The sequence below is a fragment of the Treponema brennaborense DSM 12168 genome, from assembly GCF_000212415.1.
Lineage (GTDB): Bacteria > Spirochaetota > Spirochaetia > Treponematales > Treponemataceae > Treponema_F > Treponema_F brennaborense.
The window spans coordinates 2,352,705-2,374,961 of the sequence record NC_015500.1 but is presented as its reverse complement, the minus strand read 5'-3'; the positions used below and the strand labels follow the sequence as shown (position 1 = coordinate 2,374,961).

22 protein-coding genes are annotated in these 22,257 nt (G+C 41.0%); 19 read left to right on the top strand and 3 right to left on the bottom strand.

Translation table 11 applies throughout. From position 1 onward, the window contains the following. Positions 1–9: 9 nt before the first annotated feature. From TREBR_RS10355 to TREBR_RS10300, 12 genes are all read left to right on the top strand, one after another. Positions 10–1,350: a lipase family protein gene (locus tag TREBR_RS10355; protein ID WP_013759124.1), complete on the top strand. Its 1,341-nt coding sequence runs from the start codon at positions 10–12 to the stop codon at positions 1,348–1,350. Positions 1,351–1,357: 7 nt separating this feature from the next. After that, on the top strand, positions 1,358–2,053 hold the full coding sequence (locus TREBR_RS10350; RefSeq protein WP_013759123.1) for a hypothetical protein: 696 nt from the start codon (positions 1,358–1,360) through the stop codon (positions 2,051–2,053). A gap of 142 nt (positions 2,054–2,195) precedes the next feature. Next, positions 2,196–3,782 (top strand): M30 family metallopeptidase, encoded by a 1,587-nt coding sequence (locus tag TREBR_RS10345; RefSeq protein WP_156786656.1) that lies wholly within the window; start codon positions 2,196–2,198, stop codon positions 3,780–3,782. An 86-nt stretch (positions 3,783–3,868) separates the two neighbouring features. Next, positions 3,869–4,462, top strand: a complete 594-nt coding sequence (locus TREBR_RS10340; protein ID WP_041610421.1) for a hypothetical protein — start codon at positions 3,869–3,871, stop codon at positions 4,460–4,462. Positions 4,463–4,996: 534 nt separating this feature from the next. Beyond that, positions 4,997–5,758 carry a hypothetical protein gene (locus TREBR_RS10330; RefSeq protein WP_013759120.1) on the top strand — a complete coding sequence of 254 codons (762 nt, stop codon included), beginning with the start codon at positions 4,997–4,999 and terminating at the stop codon, positions 5,756–5,758. Continuing rightward, on the top strand, positions 5,730–6,455 hold the full coding sequence (locus TREBR_RS10325) for a hypothetical protein (RefSeq protein WP_013759119.1): 726 nt from the start codon (positions 5,730–5,732) through the stop codon (positions 6,453–6,455). The genes TREBR_RS10330 and TREBR_RS10325 overlap by 29 nt, the downstream gene beginning before the upstream one ends. Position 6,456: 1 nt before the next feature. Further along, the gene (locus tag TREBR_RS10320; RefSeq protein ID WP_013759118.1) at positions 6,457–7,125 is read left to right on the top strand and encodes an ABC transporter ATP-binding protein; all 669 of its coding nucleotides are present in this window, start codon (positions 6,457–6,459) and stop codon (positions 7,123–7,125) included. Next, complete coding sequence (locus tag TREBR_RS10315) at positions 7,122–8,306, top strand: ABC transporter permease (RefSeq protein ID WP_013759117.1); 1,185 nt, start codon at positions 7,122–7,124, stop codon at positions 8,304–8,306. The genes TREBR_RS10320 and TREBR_RS10315 overlap by 4 nt, the downstream gene beginning before the upstream one ends. A 3-nt stretch (positions 8,307–8,309) precedes the next feature. Continuing rightward, the gene (locus tag TREBR_RS10310; protein ID WP_041610419.1) at positions 8,310–8,834 is read left to right on the top strand and encodes a hypothetical protein; all 525 of its coding nucleotides are present in this window, start codon (positions 8,310–8,312) and stop codon (positions 8,832–8,834) included. 10 nt (positions 8,835–8,844) lie between these two features. Continuing rightward, positions 8,845–9,063 (top strand): hypothetical protein, encoded by a 219-nt coding sequence (locus TREBR_RS14325; RefSeq protein ID WP_156786655.1) that lies wholly within the window; start codon positions 8,845–8,847, stop codon positions 9,061–9,063. 2 nt (positions 9,064–9,065) lie between these two features. Further along, the gene (locus tag TREBR_RS10305; protein ID WP_156786654.1) at positions 9,066–10,040 is read left to right on the top strand and encodes a hypothetical protein; all 975 of its coding nucleotides are present in this window, start codon (positions 9,066–9,068) and stop codon (positions 10,038–10,040) included. Further along, complete coding sequence (locus TREBR_RS10300) at positions 10,033–11,034, top strand: hypothetical protein (protein ID WP_013759115.1); 1,002 nt, start codon at positions 10,033–10,035, stop codon at positions 11,032–11,034. The genes TREBR_RS10305 and TREBR_RS10300 overlap by 8 nt, the downstream gene beginning before the upstream one ends. A 184-nt stretch (positions 11,035–11,218) precedes the next feature. Here the strand turns inward: TREBR_RS10300 and TREBR_RS10295 are convergent, their stop codons facing one another. After that, the gene (locus TREBR_RS10295; RefSeq protein WP_013759114.1) at positions 11,219–11,935 is read right to left on the bottom strand and encodes a DNA-binding domain-containing protein; all 717 of its coding nucleotides are present in this window, start codon (positions 11,933–11,935) and stop codon (positions 11,219–11,221) included. A gap of 206 nt (positions 11,936–12,141) precedes the next feature. After that, positions 12,142–12,540 (bottom strand): helix-turn-helix domain-containing protein, encoded by a 399-nt coding sequence (locus TREBR_RS10290; RefSeq protein ID WP_013759113.1) that lies wholly within the window; start codon positions 12,538–12,540, stop codon positions 12,142–12,144. A gap of 186 nt (positions 12,541–12,726) precedes the next feature. On the opposite strand from TREBR_RS10290, the gene TREBR_RS10285 reads away from it, so the two are divergent. The 4 genes from TREBR_RS10285 to TREBR_RS10270 are packed head-to-tail and all read left to right on the top strand — an operon-like array spanning position 12,727 to position 17,130. Continuing rightward, positions 12,727–13,983: a protein kinase domain-containing protein gene (locus tag TREBR_RS10285; protein ID WP_013759112.1), complete on the top strand. Its 1,257-nt coding sequence runs from the start codon at positions 12,727–12,729 to the stop codon at positions 13,981–13,983. 1 nt (position 13,984) lies between these two features. Next, positions 13,985–15,859, top strand: coding sequence for a tetratricopeptide repeat protein (locus tag TREBR_RS10280; RefSeq protein WP_013759111.1), 1,875 nt, complete (start codon positions 13,985–13,987; stop codon positions 15,857–15,859). A 41-nt stretch (positions 15,860–15,900) separates the two neighbouring features. Next, positions 15,901–16,398, top strand: coding sequence for an aminoacyl-tRNA deacylase (locus TREBR_RS10275; protein WP_245523712.1), 498 nt, complete (start codon positions 15,901–15,903; stop codon positions 16,396–16,398). Positions 16,399–16,407: 9 nt separating this feature from the next. Then, complete coding sequence (locus tag TREBR_RS10270) at positions 16,408–17,130, top strand: purine-nucleoside phosphorylase (RefSeq protein WP_013759109.1); 723 nt, start codon at positions 16,408–16,410, stop codon at positions 17,128–17,130. A 27-nt stretch (positions 17,131–17,157) separates the two neighbouring features. On the opposite strand, the gene TREBR_RS10265 is transcribed toward TREBR_RS10270, so the two are convergent. Continuing rightward, positions 17,158–18,330, bottom strand: coding sequence for a type III PLP-dependent enzyme (locus tag TREBR_RS10265; protein ID WP_013759108.1), 1,173 nt, complete (start codon positions 18,328–18,330; stop codon positions 17,158–17,160). A 222-nt stretch (positions 18,331–18,552) separates the two neighbouring features. Here TREBR_RS10265 and TREBR_RS10260 point away from each other — a divergent pair, with 222 nt between their 5' ends. From TREBR_RS10260 to TREBR_RS10250, 3 genes are read left to right on the top strand one after another with little or no spacing between them, the layout of a single operon-like run. Next, entirely contained in the window at positions 18,553–20,292 is a 1,740-nt protein-coding gene (locus TREBR_RS10260; RefSeq protein WP_013759107.1) for a thiamine pyrophosphate-dependent enzyme, read from the top strand. Between the two features lie 16 nt (positions 20,293–20,308). Further along, on the top strand, positions 20,309–20,875 hold the full coding sequence (locus tag TREBR_RS10255) for an indolepyruvate oxidoreductase subunit beta (RefSeq protein ID WP_013759106.1): 567 nt from the start codon (positions 20,309–20,311) through the stop codon (positions 20,873–20,875). A 58-nt stretch (positions 20,876–20,933) separates the two neighbouring features. Continuing rightward, on the top strand, positions 20,934–22,256 hold the full coding sequence (locus TREBR_RS10250; protein WP_013759105.1) for a phenylacetate--CoA ligase family protein: 1,323 nt from the start codon (positions 20,934–20,936) through the stop codon (positions 22,254–22,256). Position 22,257 lies beyond the last annotated feature (1 nt).

Below are 22,257 nucleotides of genomic sequence, written 5' to 3'. Positions count from 1 at the left end.
ATGGCGGTTATGAAAAACAAGCTGTTAATAAGTATTATTGTAAGTATGTTTGTGATGCATTCGTTTGTATTTTCACAAGTAACAGAAGAGAACTTTGAGCTCAAAAAAGATTTTGCACGAATGGAATTTGATGAAGACAGCAACAAAAACAAAGTTGTCGGCTACGTCTACTTTAAAGGCTTCGATTTTACAGGCTATGAAGCTGAATCGGTCGGCATAGAACCGATGCTGCAGACGACGCTTGAATTGCTGCAGTTTAGATATAAGGCAAGTAAACAGCCGTTCGTATTCGTCGGGCACAGTCAGGGAGGCTTGCGTTCCCTTGCAATGAGTACGTATTTGAAGCGCCGTGATCCGGAACTGTATAAGCAGCTGCGAGGCGTGATAACGCTTTCGGGAATAGACCGCGGTCTGAAACTGCTCGAAGGGCGCGGTTCCGCGTTCCGCTCAAGATTGTTTAACGATGTTCAGATTCTCACGAATGGGATATACGGAGTCGCCAAGTTCTTTGATTTGATACCTTTTTGCGATCCTGTAAATGATTATATATTTGGTGGAATAACAAAAGCTGATATAAACGGCGCCGCATGGCATTTGTGTAAATTGATTTTGGGCGGCATGCTGCCTTTAACAAAAGAGTTTGCTTATCCCATAATGTACAATCGGGATTGGGACGGTCATGCCCAAATAAGAGACATGGTGCCCCAGAGCAAACTTATAACGGATTACGTACTTACCGAGCAGACGGTCTATATGCAGCACAAATCCAAAACGACAAGCAGTCTTGCCGTCGAATGGCGCAGAGGTTGGTGGGGCATAAGATATCCGGTTCTTGTATGGAAATCGAAACCTGTTATCGTTGCAGCACAGAGCGTAGATTTGAAAGTTGATAAAAATCTTCCCTTTATGTTTCTTGCCGGAACTGTCAGCGACTCGTTAGGTCTTGCTGACGGCGATACTGCACGGAAAATAAAAACGGGATTCGATCATACGGGAAACGTTTTTAGAGGTGCGGAGTATTTGCATTATGCAAAAGCGGTGTGTATTTGGGGGTTATTTACCGGCAGTATTTCTGCAGCAAACGACTGCCGCAAAGCTGCAAATTGGTGTAATAATTTGAACGGTGAAATCAGTGAACTGGTGGGAGAACAAACGCACGACGGTTTGGTAGCTCTGTCAAGCCAGTATTTACCGCAAAAATCGCTCGTCGGCACCGGCTATGATACGGTTATTTTGAATAACACGGATTTCCGGACATACAGGGATATGAATCATGAAACGATTAACAACACGGGGTCACTTTCAAAAACGACCTCAGAGACCAGAGTTCTGGAACTGCTGGGCAAATAAGCATAGTATGAAGTATATCATTTCCTTTTTTGCGGGCGGCATATTGTTTCTGTTAGTATCGTGTTCTCAGATGATGTCTTCCGGCGATGCGGATATCTTTGTCCGCATCGCTGTCGAATCCGAAAAAAAATCTGACGCCGTCGTACGGATTTTTGCGGAAGGTGCTGACGGAAATATGCTGACCGGTGCGACGGTACTGGTGTATGATACTTTGAAACAGGTTTCACCGGTCAAATTCGACACGCAGGAATGGTGTTATAAAATCACTCTGCCGGTTCCCTCCGACGGTATATTCCGTATTTCCGTTTCATCCGCTGTTTCTGCGGCGGCAAAGGAATACACTGTTCCTCATTTTCAGTGTAAAGGAGCCCCCGTTGTTACCCTCATTCAGGATTCCGAAGGTAAGTCCGTTTTTGCCGGCGAAAAGCCGTCTTCGGCAAAGGATATCCAGATTTGCTGGAATACCGACGGCGTCGCCGGTACTGTATATAAAGTTGCCGTGAAGACTGCGCTTGAAGCGGTCTATACGGTTTCCTGCGAGCAGGCGCAAGTTGTTATTCCGGCAGGTACTTTGCTGCCGAATCAAACGTATTATGCGCAAGTTCAGGCACAGCGGATAGCGGGTGATGCTTTCTTTAAAAATGCACCGTATTATTCCGTTTCCGTGTATACGGGTTCTAACGTAGGGTTCTCACTTGAATAAAAGAACCGTATTGCGCTGCCTCTTTATTGCAGCCGGATCGTTATTTGTTTTTTGCGGATGTGAAAAGGTGTATCAGTCGGAATTGCCGGGAATGTCGTTTGCAATAACAAGTCCCCGGGCGGATTGGGTATTCTATACGGATATGCCGATCCGTTTTTCGACAAACAGTAAATCAGCGTATCCTGTATGGCAGTCTTCAATAGACGGCTGTTTAGGTGTCGGGAGTACCGTCGATGTGTTGCTTTCCGCCGGTATTCATCGTATTACCGCTGTACACGGCAGCAGCAGCGATGCGGTATCCATAACGGTCGTTTCCCGCGTGTTGAATACAGGTGAAATCCGGCCTCATTTATTGAATGCTCCGAAGCAGTCCTTGTACATGGATAGCGGTACGTATGTACCGATTGTGTATACATATAACGGTTCCGTTTCCCAGTTGGAGATGTCAGCTCCGGTAAAGTATACTGCTGACTCATACGCGGCGTATGAAGATGATAATCACGCCGGTTTCGGCAGGAATTTTTCCGTTGCTTGTGATATAAAAACATTGGTTCCGCTCGCAAACGTATCTTTTTCACGTACTGCGGCTGCCGATGATATGCTTGTTCAGGAACGTGATTTTTTTGTAATCAATACGGCGAATCAGCTTGCGGCACCTCATATAGTGCGTGCTGAATTGTATGCGGCGGGTTCTACATATACGATATGGAAACCGTTATCGTTCGCCGTTGATGCTGCCGCCGTTAATACGCTCATAGAAAATATTGAAACGCTCGTGATTCCTCGTGTGTGTTCCGTTTTCGGACAATGGGCCGATATAAACGGTGACGGAAAAATTGCCGTTTTGCTGTGTCCGACTATTAATCAGGAACAAATGGCAATCGGTTTCTTTAATTCGGCGGATTTGTTTATCCGCAACACTGATAAAACATCGGATTCATATAATCCTTACAGCAATGAACTGGATATGTTGTATCTTGCGGTTCCTTCCGCTGCAGCGACCGGCAATTACAGTGCCGCTTCGCTGTCTGCAACTGTTGCGCATGAATTGACTCATAATGTAACGTTTAATCGCAAAACGTTCCGGCACATTCTTGCCGGAGATACACAGAGAAAACAGGAAGAACTGTTTCTTGACGAGGGATTGAGTCATTTAAGTGAAAATCTCTGCGGATTCGGCGTGTCCGGTGGTAATATCGTATTTCTTGATGCATTCTTAAAAGATACCGGTTCGTATTCGCTTTGTGCGGAAGATAAATACGGCCGCAGTGATTCTGTGGGGCGGCGCGGTGCAATGCTGTTATTTTTGTCATGGCTGTACCGGCAATCTGCAGACGGCGATTCTTTTTTGCGGAATATTCTCGATTCTCATTGTTTCGGCTGGGAATGTATAGGTGAGGCGTTAGGAACTTCAACGGATTATCTGTTCGGTTCTTTTGTTTCAGCGGTTGCCACGGCGGTGTATACCGGTGAACCTTTTCCGTACCGCACCGATTCGGTAACAGGTGAACCTGTAGATTTTTTCTGCAATATGGGTATGTTTGAATTCGGCGGGAAATCATACGATATAGGAATTCCGCGCTTATATACGTCTGAAACGGAATTCTCGGTATTGAAATATTCCGTTTCTTTTTTTGATCCTGTTACATTTGAATCCATGCAGCCGATCGTTTTTTCTGCGAATGGCATAAACGGTACCGTATACGCCGGAATGCTGAAAATTGAATGACCGCAGTGATCGCGTTCTTATTTTTTCCCGTTTACAACCGGGTAAAATTAGTATAAACTGTACACAGCGAGGATATCATGAATCGAATGAACAGGATTTTTATAAGCATTGCGTGCCTGTGTGTGCTGCCGCTTTCTTTCGGCGCTGCGGACGAGTATTCCAAGCAAAATGAAATACAGCTTAAAATCGGGATGTTTCCGGCTGTTGAGTCTGTAGTGGGGCTTACCGTTGAGGTATCGAATTTGTTTTTCGGGAGCTTGTTCAAATCTTCTGAAATTTTCGATACTACCGTATATACTATTCCGGTTTTTTCAGTTGAATATCTGCACAACATTACGGAACGACACGCAATCGGCACGACCGTTACGTACGGTATTCCGTTTTACGGACAAACGCAGGGAGCCTCAAGCGAAAACGTTCTGCTGCAGTACGTTGCGGCCACGTTCAAGTATCGGTATACGTATTGGCAGAACGCTGCCGTCCGTCTGTACGGGGCAACTTCTTTGGGATGCGAAATTTTCTTTGAAACGCCGCTGCGGGGCACCGTGTTTCCGTTCGTTGCTTTTCAGGAAGTGCCGATCGGCATTCAGTTCGGCGGAAAAACGATGTTCGGCACTGCTGAAATAGGTGCCGGTTCGGAAGGATCGTTTTTGGTACTCGGCGCCGGCATGAAATTCTGACAGCCGGCGCGGCGACTTTTTTGCGGCGGTGAATGAAGTAACCGCGAGTGAAACACGGTGCCGCAACGTTCATCGCAGCACTGTGTTTTTCAATGACTTTAACCGTAAGGTTTGAGAGCCACGGCCGTAAGGTTTGAGGGTCACGGCCGTAAGGTTTGAGCGTCAAAACAGTAAGGTTTGAGCGTCAAAACAGTAAGGTTTGAACGTGAAAACAGTAAGGTTTGAACGTGAAAACAGTAAGGTTTGAACGTGAAAACAGTACGTCACGGAAATTCAGATGCAAGTTCGTTTTTATTGGAAAACTATTCTATATAATTTTAAGTTCAACATTTTTTGGAATGAATCACCTAATTTATTCAAAGATAAATATAGTAACAAAAATAGTTTGGGGTTAAGTATTCTTTTTTTACTTTTCAATAATATAATTATATTGTTATTTATTGTTTTTTGTTTCTATGAATTTTTTCTTTCTGATTCAATTGAAAAAGAAAGATTAAAAAAACTTTTATACATAAAATAACTTGGGAGGGTTACATGAAAAGACTTAGTTTAATTGTTTGTTTTATTTACATGGCGGTTTATTCCTACGGACAAATATCTTCAATAAACGATTTTTATAAAGCGAAAATAAATTTTTACAGTGAAGAGAATCCTTCTATTGTTATTTCAGAAATTGAAAAAATTATAGAGCAAAATAAACATGAAAATTTTGTTAAAAACAATGAACTTGCTTTAACGATTGAAAATCTACTTCTTATTGAAAAAATTAATTTCCAGTTTGATGATACCGTTAATCATGAAGAAATTTATTTATCACTGAATACACAAAATCTAAAAAATGAATTATTCATTAAAGATAAAAAATTGACATCTTTTTCTACCGAGTATTTAACTTCATTTGCAGATTTGAAAACAAGATTATTATCTTATCTTTCACAGTCTGAAATGTATAAAGAATCAATGTTTGCTAAAGAATTATATATGAAAGGCTTAAAGAAAAATAAGAAATCAAGTATTGGTCTTTCAAGTTATGCTTTGTGGTTATATTTTGCACCGCCTGTTGCAGGAGGTGGATATGCTGAAGCTCTAAAAAATATTACTTTAGCCGAAAAATATGCAATAAATAATGAAGAACTTTTTTTTGCATTAATTAATAAATCTCAAATTTTATATTCAATGAATAGATTAACAGAATCAAAAAAGGCATTGGAAAAAGCTCATTTGCTGTTTGAGCAGGAACAATTTACAAAAGTACTAGGAGAGAAAAATGAACAAGGTAAAACGTTGTTTGATTAGTTCTCTTTTTATCTTAATTTCATTTGCCGGACATACCCAATCTATCATTGAGGATTTTTATTCCGGTAATGATATTAAAATAAACGAAGCTATTGCAATTTATGAGAAAGCCAAAAATGCTATAAATTTTGAAGATTTAACAGAAGACAGCATATTGGAGTATTTATATGCTTCAACTATACTATCAACTCTTTATTCTTCAGGGCTTATGCCTAAGTATGAGGAGTTAGTGAATTCTCTTGATGATGAAATAAAAAAGCTTATTAATCATTTTCCACAAAGTTTATCTTCTTATGATATATGTATGGAATATGCAAATTTTTTATATTCGCAATTTTCATGGAAAACAAATACTGGTGATATTATTATGAAGTTACCTATTTTGTACCGAAAAGCTTCTTCTTTAAATAAAAATAATACAGACCCTTTAGCAAAATTATCAATTTGGTATATTTCTGCAAGTAATTATACAACTTCAAATTGGAATGGTTTTATAAAACTACAAGAAGCAAATATTTCGAAATTGAACGATGTGGATAAATTCAACGGGTATTTGTGGTATTCAATTTTTTATGCCAAAAATTATAATTCGGAAAAATCAATTTTTTACTTAGACCAAGCAAAATCAATATTCCCAAATAGTATTCTTACAATGATAATAGAAGAAAATTATAAAAAAGGGATTATGGGGTGGTAATATGCTTAAAGTAAATAATATTTGCAAATCATACAGTATAGGAAAGACTTTTATCAATGCAAATAAAGATATCAATTTAACAGTTCAAGATGGCAAACTGATTTGGATTTATGGAAATTCCGGATCAGGAAAAACTACATTGCTTAATTTATTGGTAGGACTGGATAAGGAAGATAAAGGTGAAGTTATTTGGGATGGAGATTCTTTAACAAAAAAGACTGGTAATCAAAAAGCCGATTTTAGATTATCAAATTGTGGGTTAATTTTTCAGTTTTTTGAGATGATAAAGACACAGAATGTGTATTCCAATATTTCAATTCCTTTGCAATTACAAAAAAAAGATACAAAAACTATAAAAAATATTATTTATCCTTTTTTGGAGCAATTTCAAATAGCAGAGTTAAAAAATAAGAAACCAAATCAGTTATCAGGTGGTGAAAAGCAAAGAACGGCTATTATCAGAGCTTTGGTGACTAATCCTAAATACATAATTGCAGATGAAATTACAGCTAGTTTAGATGTTGAAATGTCAAAGTTTGTTTATCAAGTTATACGAGCATATATTAAAAAAAATAATGGTATAGGTGTTTTTGTTTCACATGATCCGATAATCGAAAATTATGTGGATAGTGTGTATAAAATGCAAAATGGAATTTTGGAGAAATTATGATTGTTGTAAAGCTTGCGTGGACTAATTTGTGGGCAAATTGGAAACGAACTTTATTACAATTAGTCTTAATAATGGTAACTGTCAGTTCTTTAATATTGTATCGAGGATACACTGAATACTCAAAACAAGGTATGGCTTTAAGTTTTATAGAAAAAACGGGCAATTTGCAAATTTCAAAAAAAAACAATTCTGAATATCTAACGGAAGCTGAAATGAATATGATTTTTTCGGAATTAAAGAACTCTTCCATCATAAAGAACGTTGAACCTGTTTTGGATTTTTCGGGAATTATAGGAACTGATAAAACCTCTACAATTTTCTGGGGAGAAGCTTATGATAATCCTGAAAAAAAATATGGCGTTTTATATGGCAAACCCGTTTTTAAGAATTCTGACAGTATTGTTATTGGGACTTTGTTAGCTGAAAAGCTAGGCATAAACTTTGATTCTTTGGAAAACTCTTATGGAAATGTTTTATCGAACACAAATGATTCGGGAATTTCGTTAGCTTCTTTTAATATTGCAGGAATTACATCTACAGGGATTCCTCAAAATGATGAAGGTTTATTGATAGCCTCAAGAGCCTCAATTTTGGAGTTTTTAGGATTAGACAACATAGCATCTTATCTTCAGGTTTATACACGAAACGATTCTTATACTAAAGAAATGCAAGAAAATTTGCAGAAAAAATTATCTGCTTCTTTTGAAGTCAAAAACTGGATAGAAATGAATCCTTCTTACAATCAAATTAATGCTATGAATGAAGTACAATGTACAATAATTAGCGTCATTATGTGTGCGTTAGTTTTTATTTCTCTTACACAATCTATTTCAACTGCATTTAATGAACGATTGTATGAATTTGGAACTTTGGAAGCTATCGGGTTAAAAAAGAATAAACTAATTGTTTTGTTAATTAACGAAGTCGTTTTTCTTTCTTTAATTGGAATACTTGGGGGCGTTTTATTTTCGGTATTTTTATCGAAATTTATTACCTTCTTAAAAATAACGTTTACACCTCCAGGATATTCGGAAGGGTATTTGCTTAATTTTTTTGTAACTTCCGAAATTGTATCTTTAGCAGTTTTTTTCGTTTTTTTGACTTGCATTCTTGCTATGATAATTCCTATATATCATGTTCTAACAAATTCTGTTGTTAAATTAATGCATCATGTGGAGTAGTTTATGTTTATAAAAAAAACTGTTTGCATTTTAATGTTTATAAGCTGTTCGATATTTGGTTTTTCCCAAAATGATATTTCTTTTTATGATGAATTTATTAGAATTAATAATATTTTAGGAACCCAGCAATATGTATCTTTACAAAAAATGCTGGTTGCTGAGGATAATAAATTTGTAGATGAGAAATCGGCAATAACCATATTTTCAGGGGAATCACAAGTTACCTCCTTGTCTGGTACTTATTTTTTGAGTACACCTCAAGGCTATTGGATATTAAATGGAAAATTAAAAAGTCCTCTAAAAATATCCGGGAATTTTCAAATTGATGAAATGGAAATACAAGATATTTTGCGTATTGATTATGAAAAAAATTATAAAAAAGCGGTTGATGATAATGAACAAGGGCTATTATTAGAACGAGTTTCAAAAAAAAATGGTATACCCGTATGTTTACCTAAAAGAAAAATCATTAAAACAAATGGTATACCCGTATGTTTACCTAAAAGAAAAATCATTAAAACAATATGAAATAACCTTTATGGATAAAAACAAAACTCCAATTAAAACTTTAATATATAAGACAGGATTTGTAGATGGAATAGAATATTTTTCAGATATTGAAATCCATAATCATTTATTTAATACATCAACTATTAAAAGATATATAACTTCGTCGCTCAGTAAAATCAAAATACCGAATGTTCTTTTCTCAAATACGCAATTTCAAAATTTAATTCCCTATTTAGAGATAAAATGAGTATGGTAAAAAAAATTTTTATTTTTATTTTTTCTTTTTTTACAACAGGGATTTTTTCTTTAGATTTGGGTTTTAATCTTTCTCAAAATTATTCATTTATTGAAAAAACCGAATATACACCATCAGTTTATTTTACAAACAAAAGTAACTTTTTTTTAAATTTTCAAATTATATCGGATTATATTATTTTTTCAGCCAGCCCGTCCCTTTCGCTAAAAAATAAAAATAGTTTTCTTAATTTTTATCGTTTTAAGTTTGATTTTTTGTTTGAAAATGCAGTTTTTTCTTTATCAAAAAATATTTATTCAATGGGGCATGGCTATATTTATAATCCGATTATCCCTCAAAGTGTTTCTCAAAAAATTAATGATAGTACGGAATGGTATGGTAAATTTGATTTGTATTTAAATCAGCATACCGTGACTTTAGGTGCTTTAATTGATCCTGATATTGACTATTATGAAATTCCTGACTATACAAATCCATATTTTTATTATACTTATAATACTTTATCTACCATGATTGGATTTTGTGTCGATTATGATTATAAATTTGATAGTCCTGATATTTCGAAAATCAAATTTGCTTTGGATACACAGTTTTTCCTTAAAAATGACTATTCTTTATATTTTGCAGCTTCTCTACTTTCAAATTTTTCTGAAAACCAAAACTATTCCTTTTTAGCTTCTATAGATAAATCTTTTTTTGTTAAAGAGTCTATTTTTACACCTAAAATTGAATTTTTGTTTAAAGATGAAGTTTTCTCTTGTGGTTTTAATATGAATATGGATTTAGGTACATATCTTAATAATGTTTTTTTTATAAAATATTCTAGTGAAAATGAATTGAAAATTATTAATAAAGCATCTTTTGTGTTAGGCAAATATAAATTTGAAATGTCTTATATGACAGGTGATATTTTAAAAAAATCTTTGAGTGATGATAGTTTATTTATTTTGGGAGTTACATATGAATAAAAAAAGACTTTTAGTTGTCGTATTGTTAATTTTAACTTTAGGTTCAATTTTTTCAGAGAATTTCATAACTAGGTCAAAGCTTTCTTTAGATATGAATTATTATGGACTTCCTATAAATATAAAAATTGGCTATGAATATAGACAAAATGACTGGGGGATATTTCCCTTTGTTGGTTTTAATTTCGATTCAGACGATTCTTATTCTTTAGCATCTTTAGCTGGGATCAGTTTAACATTAAAGCAAATTCGCTTTACATCTGAATTGCATTATGAATTGTTACCCTCTCTTGTTTCTTTTAATAATCATGTATTTTATAACAAAAACAAACTTGATTTTCAAATGAAAAGAGGAGGAATTTATTTACCTTTTGTATTGGGCAAAAAGAAGTACATTTCTGTAAGTAATGAAGCTGATATTTATGATATGGCTGCTCTCGGAATCGGTGCTGATATTTTTTTGGTTGAAAAAGGCTTTATTAAAAGTACTCTAAATATTGAATCAAATTTTTCTCTGATTCCTTCTGAAAAATTTACTTATTATGATATAAAACTTTTTGTTCCGCTTACTGTATATTCTGATGCAATTGAACTTGGATTTTTGTATTCATCTTTTTATGTTCAGGATTTAGAAGTGAAAGATGTAACACCTGATACATTTTTTGATGTAGGAAAATCTTTTGCAACTTTTACAAATCGTTTAAATTTTTCATCAAGACAAACAAAATATAATATCATTCAGGCTTTTGAAATCGAACCTCGCTGGTATTTTATAAGAAATATAAATCCGTTTTCTTGTTTATATCTTTCTGTTTTTGCAAACGGAGGCATGGGGATAACAAATTCCAGTGATGTTGATTGGTTGTATCAAGTTGGGGGAGGAATCGGGTATACTTTATTTGATGCTGTTCCTTTTGAATTTCAGATAGGCTATGATAATAAAGCCGGAATGTTTTTGTATATCGGCGTTGTTTCAAGAATTATGCATAAACCATAATAAGCTAAATCTCTACTTTTATGAGTTTTTGCATTTGATATGCTGATACATGCGATTGAGGGACTTCTGTAAAAATGAAAGGCTTATCTCGTTTTTTGAATCGTAACTTTTTGCACAAAAGTCCTTGCAGAATACGTACGTTCCTGCAAGGACTACCATTTTTTACGTTACCAAATCTCTTATACTATGAATCAATAGAAACTATTGTTGAGTAAAGATATTTTTCGTAACGCTCGGAGCCGGGCTTCGTTACAATTTTAATTTCATAACTTCCGGCTGCCGTTCCGGCAGGCACATACGCATCAATAATATTAGTTCCAATATTATGATATTTTGAACAACGAATTTCATTCTTTGAGTCGTTGACCAAAAACACACCTTGAACGGAATCAGTTAAATCAAACGAAAGATGATTGCCTTTTATACGCACAATGGCTCCGGCATGAAAGTTAAGTTCTGTGCTTTCTTTTCCTTCATCAGTAAGTGAATTAACATCTTTGATTACGGGAAGAATCGTATACCCGCTTCCCGCCATACGATAAACGGCCCCTTTTATCATACTTTCCGCAGAATTTTCCTTAAAAGTAAAATTTGCGGTAATTCTGTGATTTGCCGTTCCCGGTAAAAAACCGTCGTTAATTCCATTTACAGTGCCGTTTGCTTTCAAGAAAACGTACCCAAAAGGCAGTTCCACTTTGTAGCCCATATTCACATACTGTGTAACTTTATCATCCAGAACGGAAAGAATCGCGCGAGCATCAGCTTCTGTAAAAGAAGAGTGATAGCGCACAATTTCTTGAATTAACTGTTCCGTGTCTAAAGTCTGATCGATTGTACTTCTAAAGCAGTACTTGCTTTTTGCAGTGTTAAGCGAATTTACGCTGGTATAAATATTTACCATAATAAGTTTCCTCGTCCTTTATCGGACTTTTGCAAAGCAACGTTTTATTGCTTATGCGTTATTGTTGTTGCATGTGTGCTTTTGAGCATCACAGCCATTGACAAAAGAACAAGGATAAACTAAATTCTATAAGTCAGATTTAGAAAAGGTTTATCCTTATTCTTGACCTAAAAGCCGTTTTAAGTTGTACCAGAACTTAAACGGCTTTACTTTTCGCAATCAATACGATAACAGACCTCCTCTTTTTTATTCAGAATATCCTGAATGGCTGATAACTGTTCGTCTGTTAATGACGAAAACCTATTTGCAAACGACAACACTGTTTCTTTTGCAAGTACATTATCCTTTATTTTTTCCAAATCCAGCTGCACCGCTTTACGATCCCGCTCAAGCTCCGCTTGATGCAGCTTTTGCCTGTCTTCCTCTGAAAGATTATAAACCTTACTGATCTTCTCTGTTAAATCAACCGGAATATCACGATGATCGCTTTCTATAGCGCTTAAATATGAAGATTTTATATCCAGTTTTTGTGCCATATCTTGCAGCATCTCTTCATTATTGATTCTGAGATGTTTTAAAAACTTACCGTATTCCCTTTCACCCATATTGCACCGCCTTCAAACATAGCGTAATCAAATTGATTACCAATTATTTACACCATGTTAATAGCGTACAACCGTATGAAATAATTGTCAAGTGGCAAAAATCCTTTTATCAGTATGAATAAGCGGTTTTAGCGGACATACTAAACAAAATTTGCAATTTCACACTATTCATTGTATCCTTATAAAATGAACCATATCGGAGACAGTTTATCGCAATCTTATTCACAAGAAGAAGAGTCCGCGTTATGCAATGCGGTTTTACCTTATGACAATTCGCAAGAAAACTTGGAACTTGCGCAGAGCATTACCGTTCAAGCGATTTTGAATAGTGACACACTGCGGGAATATTTTGACAACTTACAATGTGTCAAATCGTTATACGCGGCTGGCAACGGAGAAACGTCCAGGTATTTTATTTTTAAAGGATGTGATGCGGTCACCGGACGCAAAGTTGTTTTAAAAGTTACGAATCCCGCTTTTCAAAACGCAACGAACGACGAAGAAAATCTTAAATGGGAATCTGCAATTCTTGAATATCTTAAAAATAAAAAACGATGCCAGCAAATTGTAAAATCATTCAATTCAACAAAAATAGACCTTCTCCGCGATGATAAAGCTTTTAGGGAAACGGTATTTTACATAGCAACGCAAAATCTTGATAAAGATATTAAAAAAGCTTTTTTTGATGCAAAAGATACAAGTTTAGAAAATATTGCAAATCGTCTTACTATTTTTATAAGCATAATACATGCCGTACAAGCATTACACAAAAACGGCATCTGTCACAGGGATATTAAGCCTTCCAATTTTATGGGAAAAACTGAGAACTTAAAATGTGTCGTAAAAACAATTGATTTCGGTTCGTCGCTTGCCACGGAAGATATTGAGCGAAAAATAAAAAAATATTCACCGGCCGTTCAGACTTCAAAACTGTATGCCGCGCCGGAACTTACAAACGGATTTTCTAATAATAGTGAACTTGCCCGAAAAGCTGATATTTATGCACTCGGCTGCATGCTTTTTGAACTCTTAGATAAACGCCTTTATTTTAATGCAATGAAAGACGCAAACACGGAATTTTTTAAAGCCATAAATTACTGCACAGTAGATGAAAATGATTTTGGCGGAGATTTTGCCCAACGCATCAATAAATACAATTCGCTTCTTTCTTCTTATGCGGCAAATTTGAACATTCCGCAATTTGCAGAAAACAGCGTTATTCCGGATTACGAAAAAAACAAACTGCAAAAAATAATAGAAAGCATGTGCAATTTTGATTACAGAAAAAGAATTGCAGACGAAGGTTTAGAGGATGTAAAAAACACGTTACGAACTGTTATACGGGCTTTAAAAAACGCTCATCTTTTACAAATAAGAAAACAGCGTAAACAGATTCAAAAAATGCACCGGAAAGAGAAGAACAATTACAGAGGAGCCTTCTAAAATGATTAACAACGACGAACAATTGGAAGAAGAAAAACCTGTAATTATCTACCAGATTCCGGAAACCATAGATACCTGCATTCCCGGTAACGGTCTGGTACTCCGCTTAAACTGCAAATTTTTTAAGGACAACCAAACTGATTCCGTTGCAATCGTTAAAAACGACAAAGCATCAGAAGAATTATCGGAAATTTGCATGATTCAAGATGCACTCCAAACTTTTATAAATGATAATTCCTTACTTGCAAATGACGAGCAAAGTGCAGACACGTATTTTTATAGAGTTTCATCTTTTTACAAACAGCTTGGCGATTATAAGCGTGAAGAAAACTTTTTGCTTCAAATAAAAAATCAAGAGCACCCGACTTACAAAGAAGCTATTGCAGAAAACGGACTTCGTAAAAATGAAAACAGTTCTGAAAATCTTAAAATCTTGTATAACTTAAATACATCTTCTTCTATAAAAAAACTTACCGGCTTTTACATGCAGCAAGAAGAAATGCAAAAAGCAGAAGAAGCATTTAATCATTATTTTTCAGAACATGACGAACCTTCTTTTGAGCTTTATTTTCAATACTCTTTTTTTACTATTCAAAATAATGAACCACGCAAAGCAATCCGTTATTTAAAAAAAGCCTTTTATGTCTCAAACAATTCAGCTGCCGCTGCAAATGCGCTTTCCATTTTATACTTACAAGAGTCCCTTCATAATAAACGTCTTATAAAAAAAGCGCTTTTTTGGCTTAAAACGGCATGCTTTACAGACGTTCAGTATGTTCCTTCCCTTTCTTTTTTAACTTCAGGTCTTATAGAAATAGATTGTGATTTTGTAGAAAAGCAGCTTGCTCAATTTTTGGCGCTTGCAAGTTCAAATAAATCATCTTTTTATTTTGATGCTCAAAATAATTTTGCTTTCTGTGCTTATAAACAAAACAAAATAACTGATTGCTTGGAAAGATTACAACCTATCGTACAAGATGCTGCAGATGGCGCAACAGTTTGGAACAATATTGCTTTGTGTAATTATCGCCAAAAGGATTTTATCCGAGCAGAAAGAAACATAGAAAAAGCATTACATAAATATTCATTTTCAAATACGAAAAAGGAACCCACACTTGAAACAATTCTTAGCAATTATATGATGATTTTAAATATTCAAGGAAAGTTTACGCAAACTAAAAAGTTTTTTGAAAAATGGAACGGAGAAGCAAGTTTTCTTCCGACAGAAAATAATTACCGAAACTATTTCAGACAATACAGAATTGCCTTGCGTTCAACAGGAGAGAACGAAACTTACATTAAATTTCTCAAGGCGTTTTTTTTAGATTCAAATGATTCGCAAATAAAACTTTTTGCCTGTTATGATATTATAAATTTTTTTACTATAACAGATGTCATTTCTCATGGAGGTAATTTAGTAGTTCAAACTTTAGATTTTATGCTGTACACCTATAGAAAGAATGTAAACATAAAAAATAAAAATGCAATTTTAAACAACATTGTATTTTTATGTCTGGAGCTGAAAGAGCCTGTTCCTGAAGATATCTTCAATACTTTCAGATCAATACTATCTCAAAGCCCTTTTTCCATTGCGACGTGGGGATTATACCAGTTCCGTATAATGCATAACCTGCAAAAAGGCAGAACCTGCTATGAGAAGGCAATAACTGAAGCCCGCTCTCTCCCGGAAGTTTCAAACTCAGTTCTAAACATCCAACTCAAAATGAATTTAGAAACTGCCCGTGAATATCTGTTTGAAGGCGGAACGGAAAACATAAACGATGCTCGCAGGCTTTTAAAGTCCGTCATCAAAAAATCGGATTTACTGACAGCCGGCTATCGAGCGCAAGCAAAACAGCTTCTTGCAGAATGCTGACCGTATTGCATGAGTGCCGCGTTCCCGTGTACAATATGCGCATGAGTGCAGCGAACCGGATAAAGAAAACGAACGCGATGCGGATTCTTGAAGACGCTTCCATACCGTACGAAGTGCTTTTATACGACGACGACGGCGAACACAAATTGGAACTCGGCGCCGCCGTCCGTATCGCCGAAACACTGCATCTCGATGCCGCCGCGGTGTTTAAAACGATCGTGATGCGCACCGAGGCAAAGGAAATCTGCGTATTCTGCGTTCCCGCCCGGCTTGAAGTGAACGCAAAAAAGGGGCGCATCTCGTGCGGGGCAAAGGAAATCGCGTCGGTAAAACCCGACGAGCTGAACGCGCTCACCGGATACGTCCGCGGCGGTTGTTCTCCGCTCGGTATGAAACGCCGTTTCAGAACGTTTATAGACGAATCGGCCCAATTGTTCGGCACCGTATACGTGAGTGCCGGTGTGCGCGGCGTCCAGCTTGCGCTTGATCCTCAGCATTTGGCAGCCGCGGCGAACGCCGTCTTTTGCGATCTTACCTAGGAGGTTTTTATGGCAACGCCTCATAACAGTGCGGAAAAAGGACAGATAGCCGCGACCGTATTGCTGCCCGGCGATCCGCTTCGGGCGCAGTATATTGCGGAACACGTGTTCGATACCGCGGAACGGGTTACCGCCGTCAGAAACATGCTCGGCTTTACGGGAACCTGGCACGGTAATCCGGTTACCGTTATGGGATCGGGAATGGGCGGCCCGTCCGCCGGTATTTATTCGTACGAATTGTTCTGTACCTACGGAGTGCAGCGGATCATACGCATCGGTACGGCCGGCGGTCTGCAAAAGGAACTGCAGCCCGGCGACTTGGTTTTGGCGATGACCGCTTCCACCGATTCCAATTTTGCGTATCAGTACCGCCTTCCGGGAACTTATTCGCCGTGCGCCGATTTCGGGTTACTGCAGCGTGCGGCCGCTTCTGCGCGCGCTCACAATTACCGGTTTGCGGCGGGCGGCGTGTTTTCATCTGATCTGTTTTCGGAGTACAACGCGCTGGGCGCGCAGGAATCGTGGAAACCGTGGGCAAAAATGGGCTGTCTGGTACAGGATATGGAAACGTACGCGCTGTATTGCACGGCGGCTTTTTTGGGCAAAAAAGCGCTTTCCGTTCTTACGCACACCGACTCGTGCGTTTCCGGACACGGTTTGGCACAGGAGCAGCGGCTGACGGCGCTCGAACCGATGTTCACCGTCGCGCTGGAAAGCGCGTTCGGCCAATAGCGCCGCCGTCCGAACCTGCGCACGGCGTCAATCCATAAAATACGTTTTAAGCGGCGGAAAGCCGTTAAAACAGACGGAAGCGTAGCTGGCCGTGTACGCACCCGCGGAAAGTACGTATACGCGGTCGCCGATTTTCAGATCGAGCGGCAGTTTGTATTTGAAATCTTCGTATATGATGTCCATGCTGTCGCACGTGGGACCGGCCAGAATGACTTCGCCTTCTTTTGCCGACGGATCGTCTTTTTCGGTCAGCACCGGATATTTGATCGATTCACCGAGCGTTTCTATCAGCCCGTTGAATTTTCCGGTATCCAGATATACCCACCGGTAGAGCGCCGTGTTGTTTTTTCGCGAAATGAGTACGACTTCCGAGACGAGAATGCCGCTGTCTCCGACGAGCGAGCGACCCGGTTCCAGAATGATCTGCGGAACGTTGTCTCCGAAGTCGTCGTGCAGATACCGCGTGATTTCCGAAGCGTATTCGCTCAAATCGTTCGTGGGCTGAACGTACGACGCGGGAAACCCGCCGCCCATGTTTATCATGGACAGTCTGATGTTTTCTTCTTCTTCAAGCGCCGTAAACAGATATTTCGTTTTTGCGATCGCGTCGTTCCATTGACCGATATCCCGCTGCTGACTGCCGACGTGGAACGAAATGCCGTACGGCGTCAGTCCCGAGTCGCGCGATTGAACGAGCAGGTCGTACGCCATATCGGGATGGCAGCCGAATTTTCGGGAAAGCGGCCAATCCGCCGTGGCCGAGTTTTCAACCAGAATCCGCACGTAAATGCGTGAGCCGGGAGCGTATTTTGCAATGTTCTTGAGATCTTCCTTGCTGTCCGTCGCGAACATCCGCACGCCCTTTTCGTAAAAATAGGCGATGTCTTTGGCTTTTTTTATCGTGTTGCCGTACGAAATCCGATCGGGAGATATACCGAGCGCCAGAACCTGATCCAGTTCGTACCGCGAGGCGATGTCGAAATTACCGCCGAGCTGATTGACGAGCGAAATGACTTCGTTCGCGGGATTGGCTTTAACCGCGTAATAAATTGCCGCGAACGGAAACGAATTTTGCAGTTTGATATAATTTTTTTTAATGGTACGCAGGTTTACAACGATACACGGGGTTTCAAGCTCCTGCGAAAAAGCAAGAAACCGCTGCCACTCTGCTTCGGAAATATACTCGTCTTTTTTGATCATGCATTCACCTCTCGGCACAGTCTTTTCTTGGATAGTATCACAAGCGTGAATTCTGTACTATATAAAAAGCGCACAAAATATACCGAAATCCGTATTTTTTTACGCCGCGTATAGGTGTTATGACGCCGCGATTGCTCACCGGCGGCGCCCGTACTGAAAAAATAGTGGACAGACTGAATCATTGCTTATATAATGGAAATAATTATCAATTTGAGGTCTGAAATGAACGATGTCGTGTTATTGGGTGATGAAGCCCTCGCGCAAGGTGCGCTTGATGCCGGACTGTCCGCTGCGTTCGGCTATCCGGGAACTCCCTCTACGGAAATTCTTGAATATTTAATAGAAAAAACGAAACGGTCTGCGGACGGTGCGGCCGCGCAGTGGTGTGCGAATGAAAAAACCGCTTACGAGTCCGCGCTGGGCGCCTCTTTTGCCGGTAAACGGACGATGGTTACGATGAAGCACGTCGGTTTGAACGTTGCCGCCGATCCGTTCATGAACTCGTCGCTCGTCGGTATTAAAGGCGGCTTGATCGTCGTCGTTGCCGACGATCCGGGAATGCATTCGAGTCAGGGCGAACAGGATACCCGTTATTACGCGGATTTCGCGATGGTTCCCTGCTTCGAGCCGACCACGCAGCAGGAAGCGTATGAAATGGTGAGCGACGCGTTCGCGCTTTCCGAATCAAAACGCGTACCGGTCGTTATGCGTATGGTAACGCGTCTTGCGCACAGCCGCGCAGTCGTTCATCCGGCGGAAAAACCGGCGGAGCGGAACGGGCTTTCTAAAGCGGACCGCATGGACTGGATGCTGCTTCCCGCGCTCGCCCGTAAAAATTATGAAAAAATGCTCGACAAACAGACGGAACTTTTGCAGTGGGCGGAGGCTTCCCGTTGGAACACGCTGAAGCTGAATCCGGCGCGTACCGATTTGGCGATCGTTACATGCAGTTTGGGCCGCAATTATTATCTTGAAAATCTTGCCGATTACGAAGCGTATTGCCGAGCGCAGTTTCCCGGAAAAGGGGTTCCGTCCGTTCTGCACGTCGGCGCGCTGCCGCTTCCCGTCGAATCGTTTCAAAAATTGGCGCAAACCGCTTCGACGATTCTGGTCATAGAAGAAGGTATGCCTTTTATAGAAAAAAAACTGAAAGGGCTTCTGCCGGGAGCGGTGAACGTCGTCGGCAAATTGTCCGGACGGCTGCCCCGTTCCGGTGAATTGAATCCCGACGTCGTGCGCGCCGCGCTCGGTCTGCCGGCAAATAAAACCGCGCTCGACGCCGTTCGTGCGGCGGGATCCGCCGCGGAGTTTATCGATAAACTGCCCGGCCGTCCGCCGCAGTTGTGCAGCGGCTGCCCGCACGCAGATTCGTACACGTCGCTGAACGCGGCGGTTCGCTCCCTTACGGAAAAGTCCGGTAAGGACAACGTGGTCGTTGCCGCCGATATCGGCTGCTACGCGCTGGGTGCGGTTCCGCCGTTTAACGCGGTTGAAACCGTCGTGTGTATGGGGGCTTCCGTCGGCATGGCGCGCGGCGCTGCCGTTGCGGGCGTCCGATACGCGTTCGGCGTTATCGGCGATTCGACTTTTCTGCATTCGGGAATTACGAACCTGATAGACTGCGTTGCCTCGAAGACGCCGGTTACGATTTTGCTGCTCGACAATTCAATCGTAGCCATGACCGGCTGTCAGCCGACGATTCTGCCGTCAAGCAAGCTTGAAGGGCTGATTAAGGGAATCGGCGTGGAACCGGAGCATATCCGCGTTCTGGCGGCGAATCCGGCGAATCGCGAAGAAAACGCACATATTATAGAAGAAGAAGCCGAATATCGCGGCGTTTCCGTCGTCATTATGGTGCGCGAATGTCTTGAGGCGTTCCGTTTGAGAACGAAAGCTGAAAAAGCCGCAAAAGCTGAAAAAGCCGCAAAAGCTGCAAAAGCCGCCGCGCCGTGCCAAAAATAATAAGAAGGACTTGATTATGAAATACGATATATTGCTTGCCGGGGTCGGCGGTCAGGGTGTTTTATCGATTGCAGCCGTTATTGCAACGGCGGCGATGAACGAAGGGCTTTACGTGCGCCAGTCCGAAGTACACGGAATGAGTCAGCGCGGCGGCGGCGTACAGGCGCATCTGCGCATATCCGACGCCCCGATCGCGGGGGATTTGATTCCCTGCGGGTGTGCGGATATGATTCTGTCGATGGAACCGGTTGAAAGTTTACGGTATTTGTCGTGGCTTGCTCCCGACGGCGCGCTGATTACCGCGGCGGAAGCGTTCGTCAATATTCCCAATTATCCCGAATTGGAATCGGTGTACGAAGCGATCCGCGCGATTCCGGGCAGCCGCATCGTTGAATCCGCGGAACTTGCCAAACAAGCGGGAAATATCAAAGCCGAAAACATGGTGCTCGTGGGCGCGGCGCTCGGTCATATTCCCATTTCCATCGAAACGGTGGAAAAAGCCGTGTCCGAACGCTTCGGCCGTAAAGATCCGCAGCTTGCCTGCATCAATATCACCGCACTGCGTTCGGCGTATACGGAATAGAAGTCTGCATGAAAGGTGCGGCGTAATGGTGCCGCAGTGACTTTTTATAGGAGTCTGTATGAATCGGGAAATACCTTTTTGGGATAAAAAAAACGAAACGATGAGCCGTGAAGATTTGCGCGCGTTGCAGCTGGAGCGGCTTCGCGTGCAGGTTGATCACGCGCTGCGTACGTCGTTCTATAAAGATCGCTTACGCGCGGCCGGCGTTACGGGAGCGCAGTCGATTAAATCGCTCGACGATTTGCGGCGGCTTCCGTTCACCACCAAGACGGATTTGCGGGAAGCGTATCCGTTCGGTATGCTCGCCGTTCCCAAAGACGAGCTCGTCCGCATTCACGCGTCGAGCGGTACGACCGGCACGCCGACCGTCATTTATTTGACTCAGCGCGACCTTGATATGGCGTCCGACACGATGGCGCGCTCTCTTGCCGCCGCAGGCTGCACGAAGAGCGACACGTGCCAGAATATGATGACGTACGGGCTTTTTACCGGCGGACTCGGGTTTCATTACGGGGCGGAACGGCTCGGTATGACGATGATTCCCACCGGTTCGGGCAACACGCTGCGCCAGATAAAGTTCATGAAAGATTTCGGAACGACCGTTACGCACGCGACGCCCAGTTATCTGCTGCATCTGCACGCCGCGATAGAAGAATCCGGCTTCGCGCGCAGCGATTTTGCCTGGCGCCTGGCTGTTACCGGAGCGGAACCGCATTCGGAGGAGCTGCGCTGCAAGATTCAGGATAAACTCGGCATTGAAGTTTACAACTGTTACGGTATGAGCGAGCTGAACGGGCCGGGTACCGCGTTTGAATGCGTTTTCCGGCAAGGTATGCACGTGTGGGAAGACCGCTATATAATGGAAATAATCGATCCCGATACGCTTGAGCCCGTTCCCGACGGAGAAATCGGCGAACTGGTGATGACGATCCTGCACCGCGACGCGATGCCGCTTTTACGGTACCGCACGCGCGATTTGACGCGCGTCGTTACCGAACCGTGTCCGTGCGGCCGCACGCACCGGCGCATCGCCCGTTTTACGGGGCGTACCGACGATATGCTTATTATCAACGGCGTCAACGTGTTTCCCAGTCAGATTGAAGAGGTGCTGCTGAAAATGCACGGCGTCGGCGCCAATTATCTTATAATAGTAGAAAAACACGGCGTGCTCGACCGGCTCATCGTTCAGACGGAAGTTACGCCCGAAATGTTTGCCGACGACGCGCGCGTGCTGAACGCGCTCCGCGATAAAATCAAGGCGGAACTTTCCGCGCTTATCACGATCAATCCCGCGGTCGAGCTGAAAGAACCCGGTTCCATGCCCGTTGCCGAAGGAAAGGCGAAGCGTGTGGAAGACCGTCGCAAAAACGAATGTAGATAAT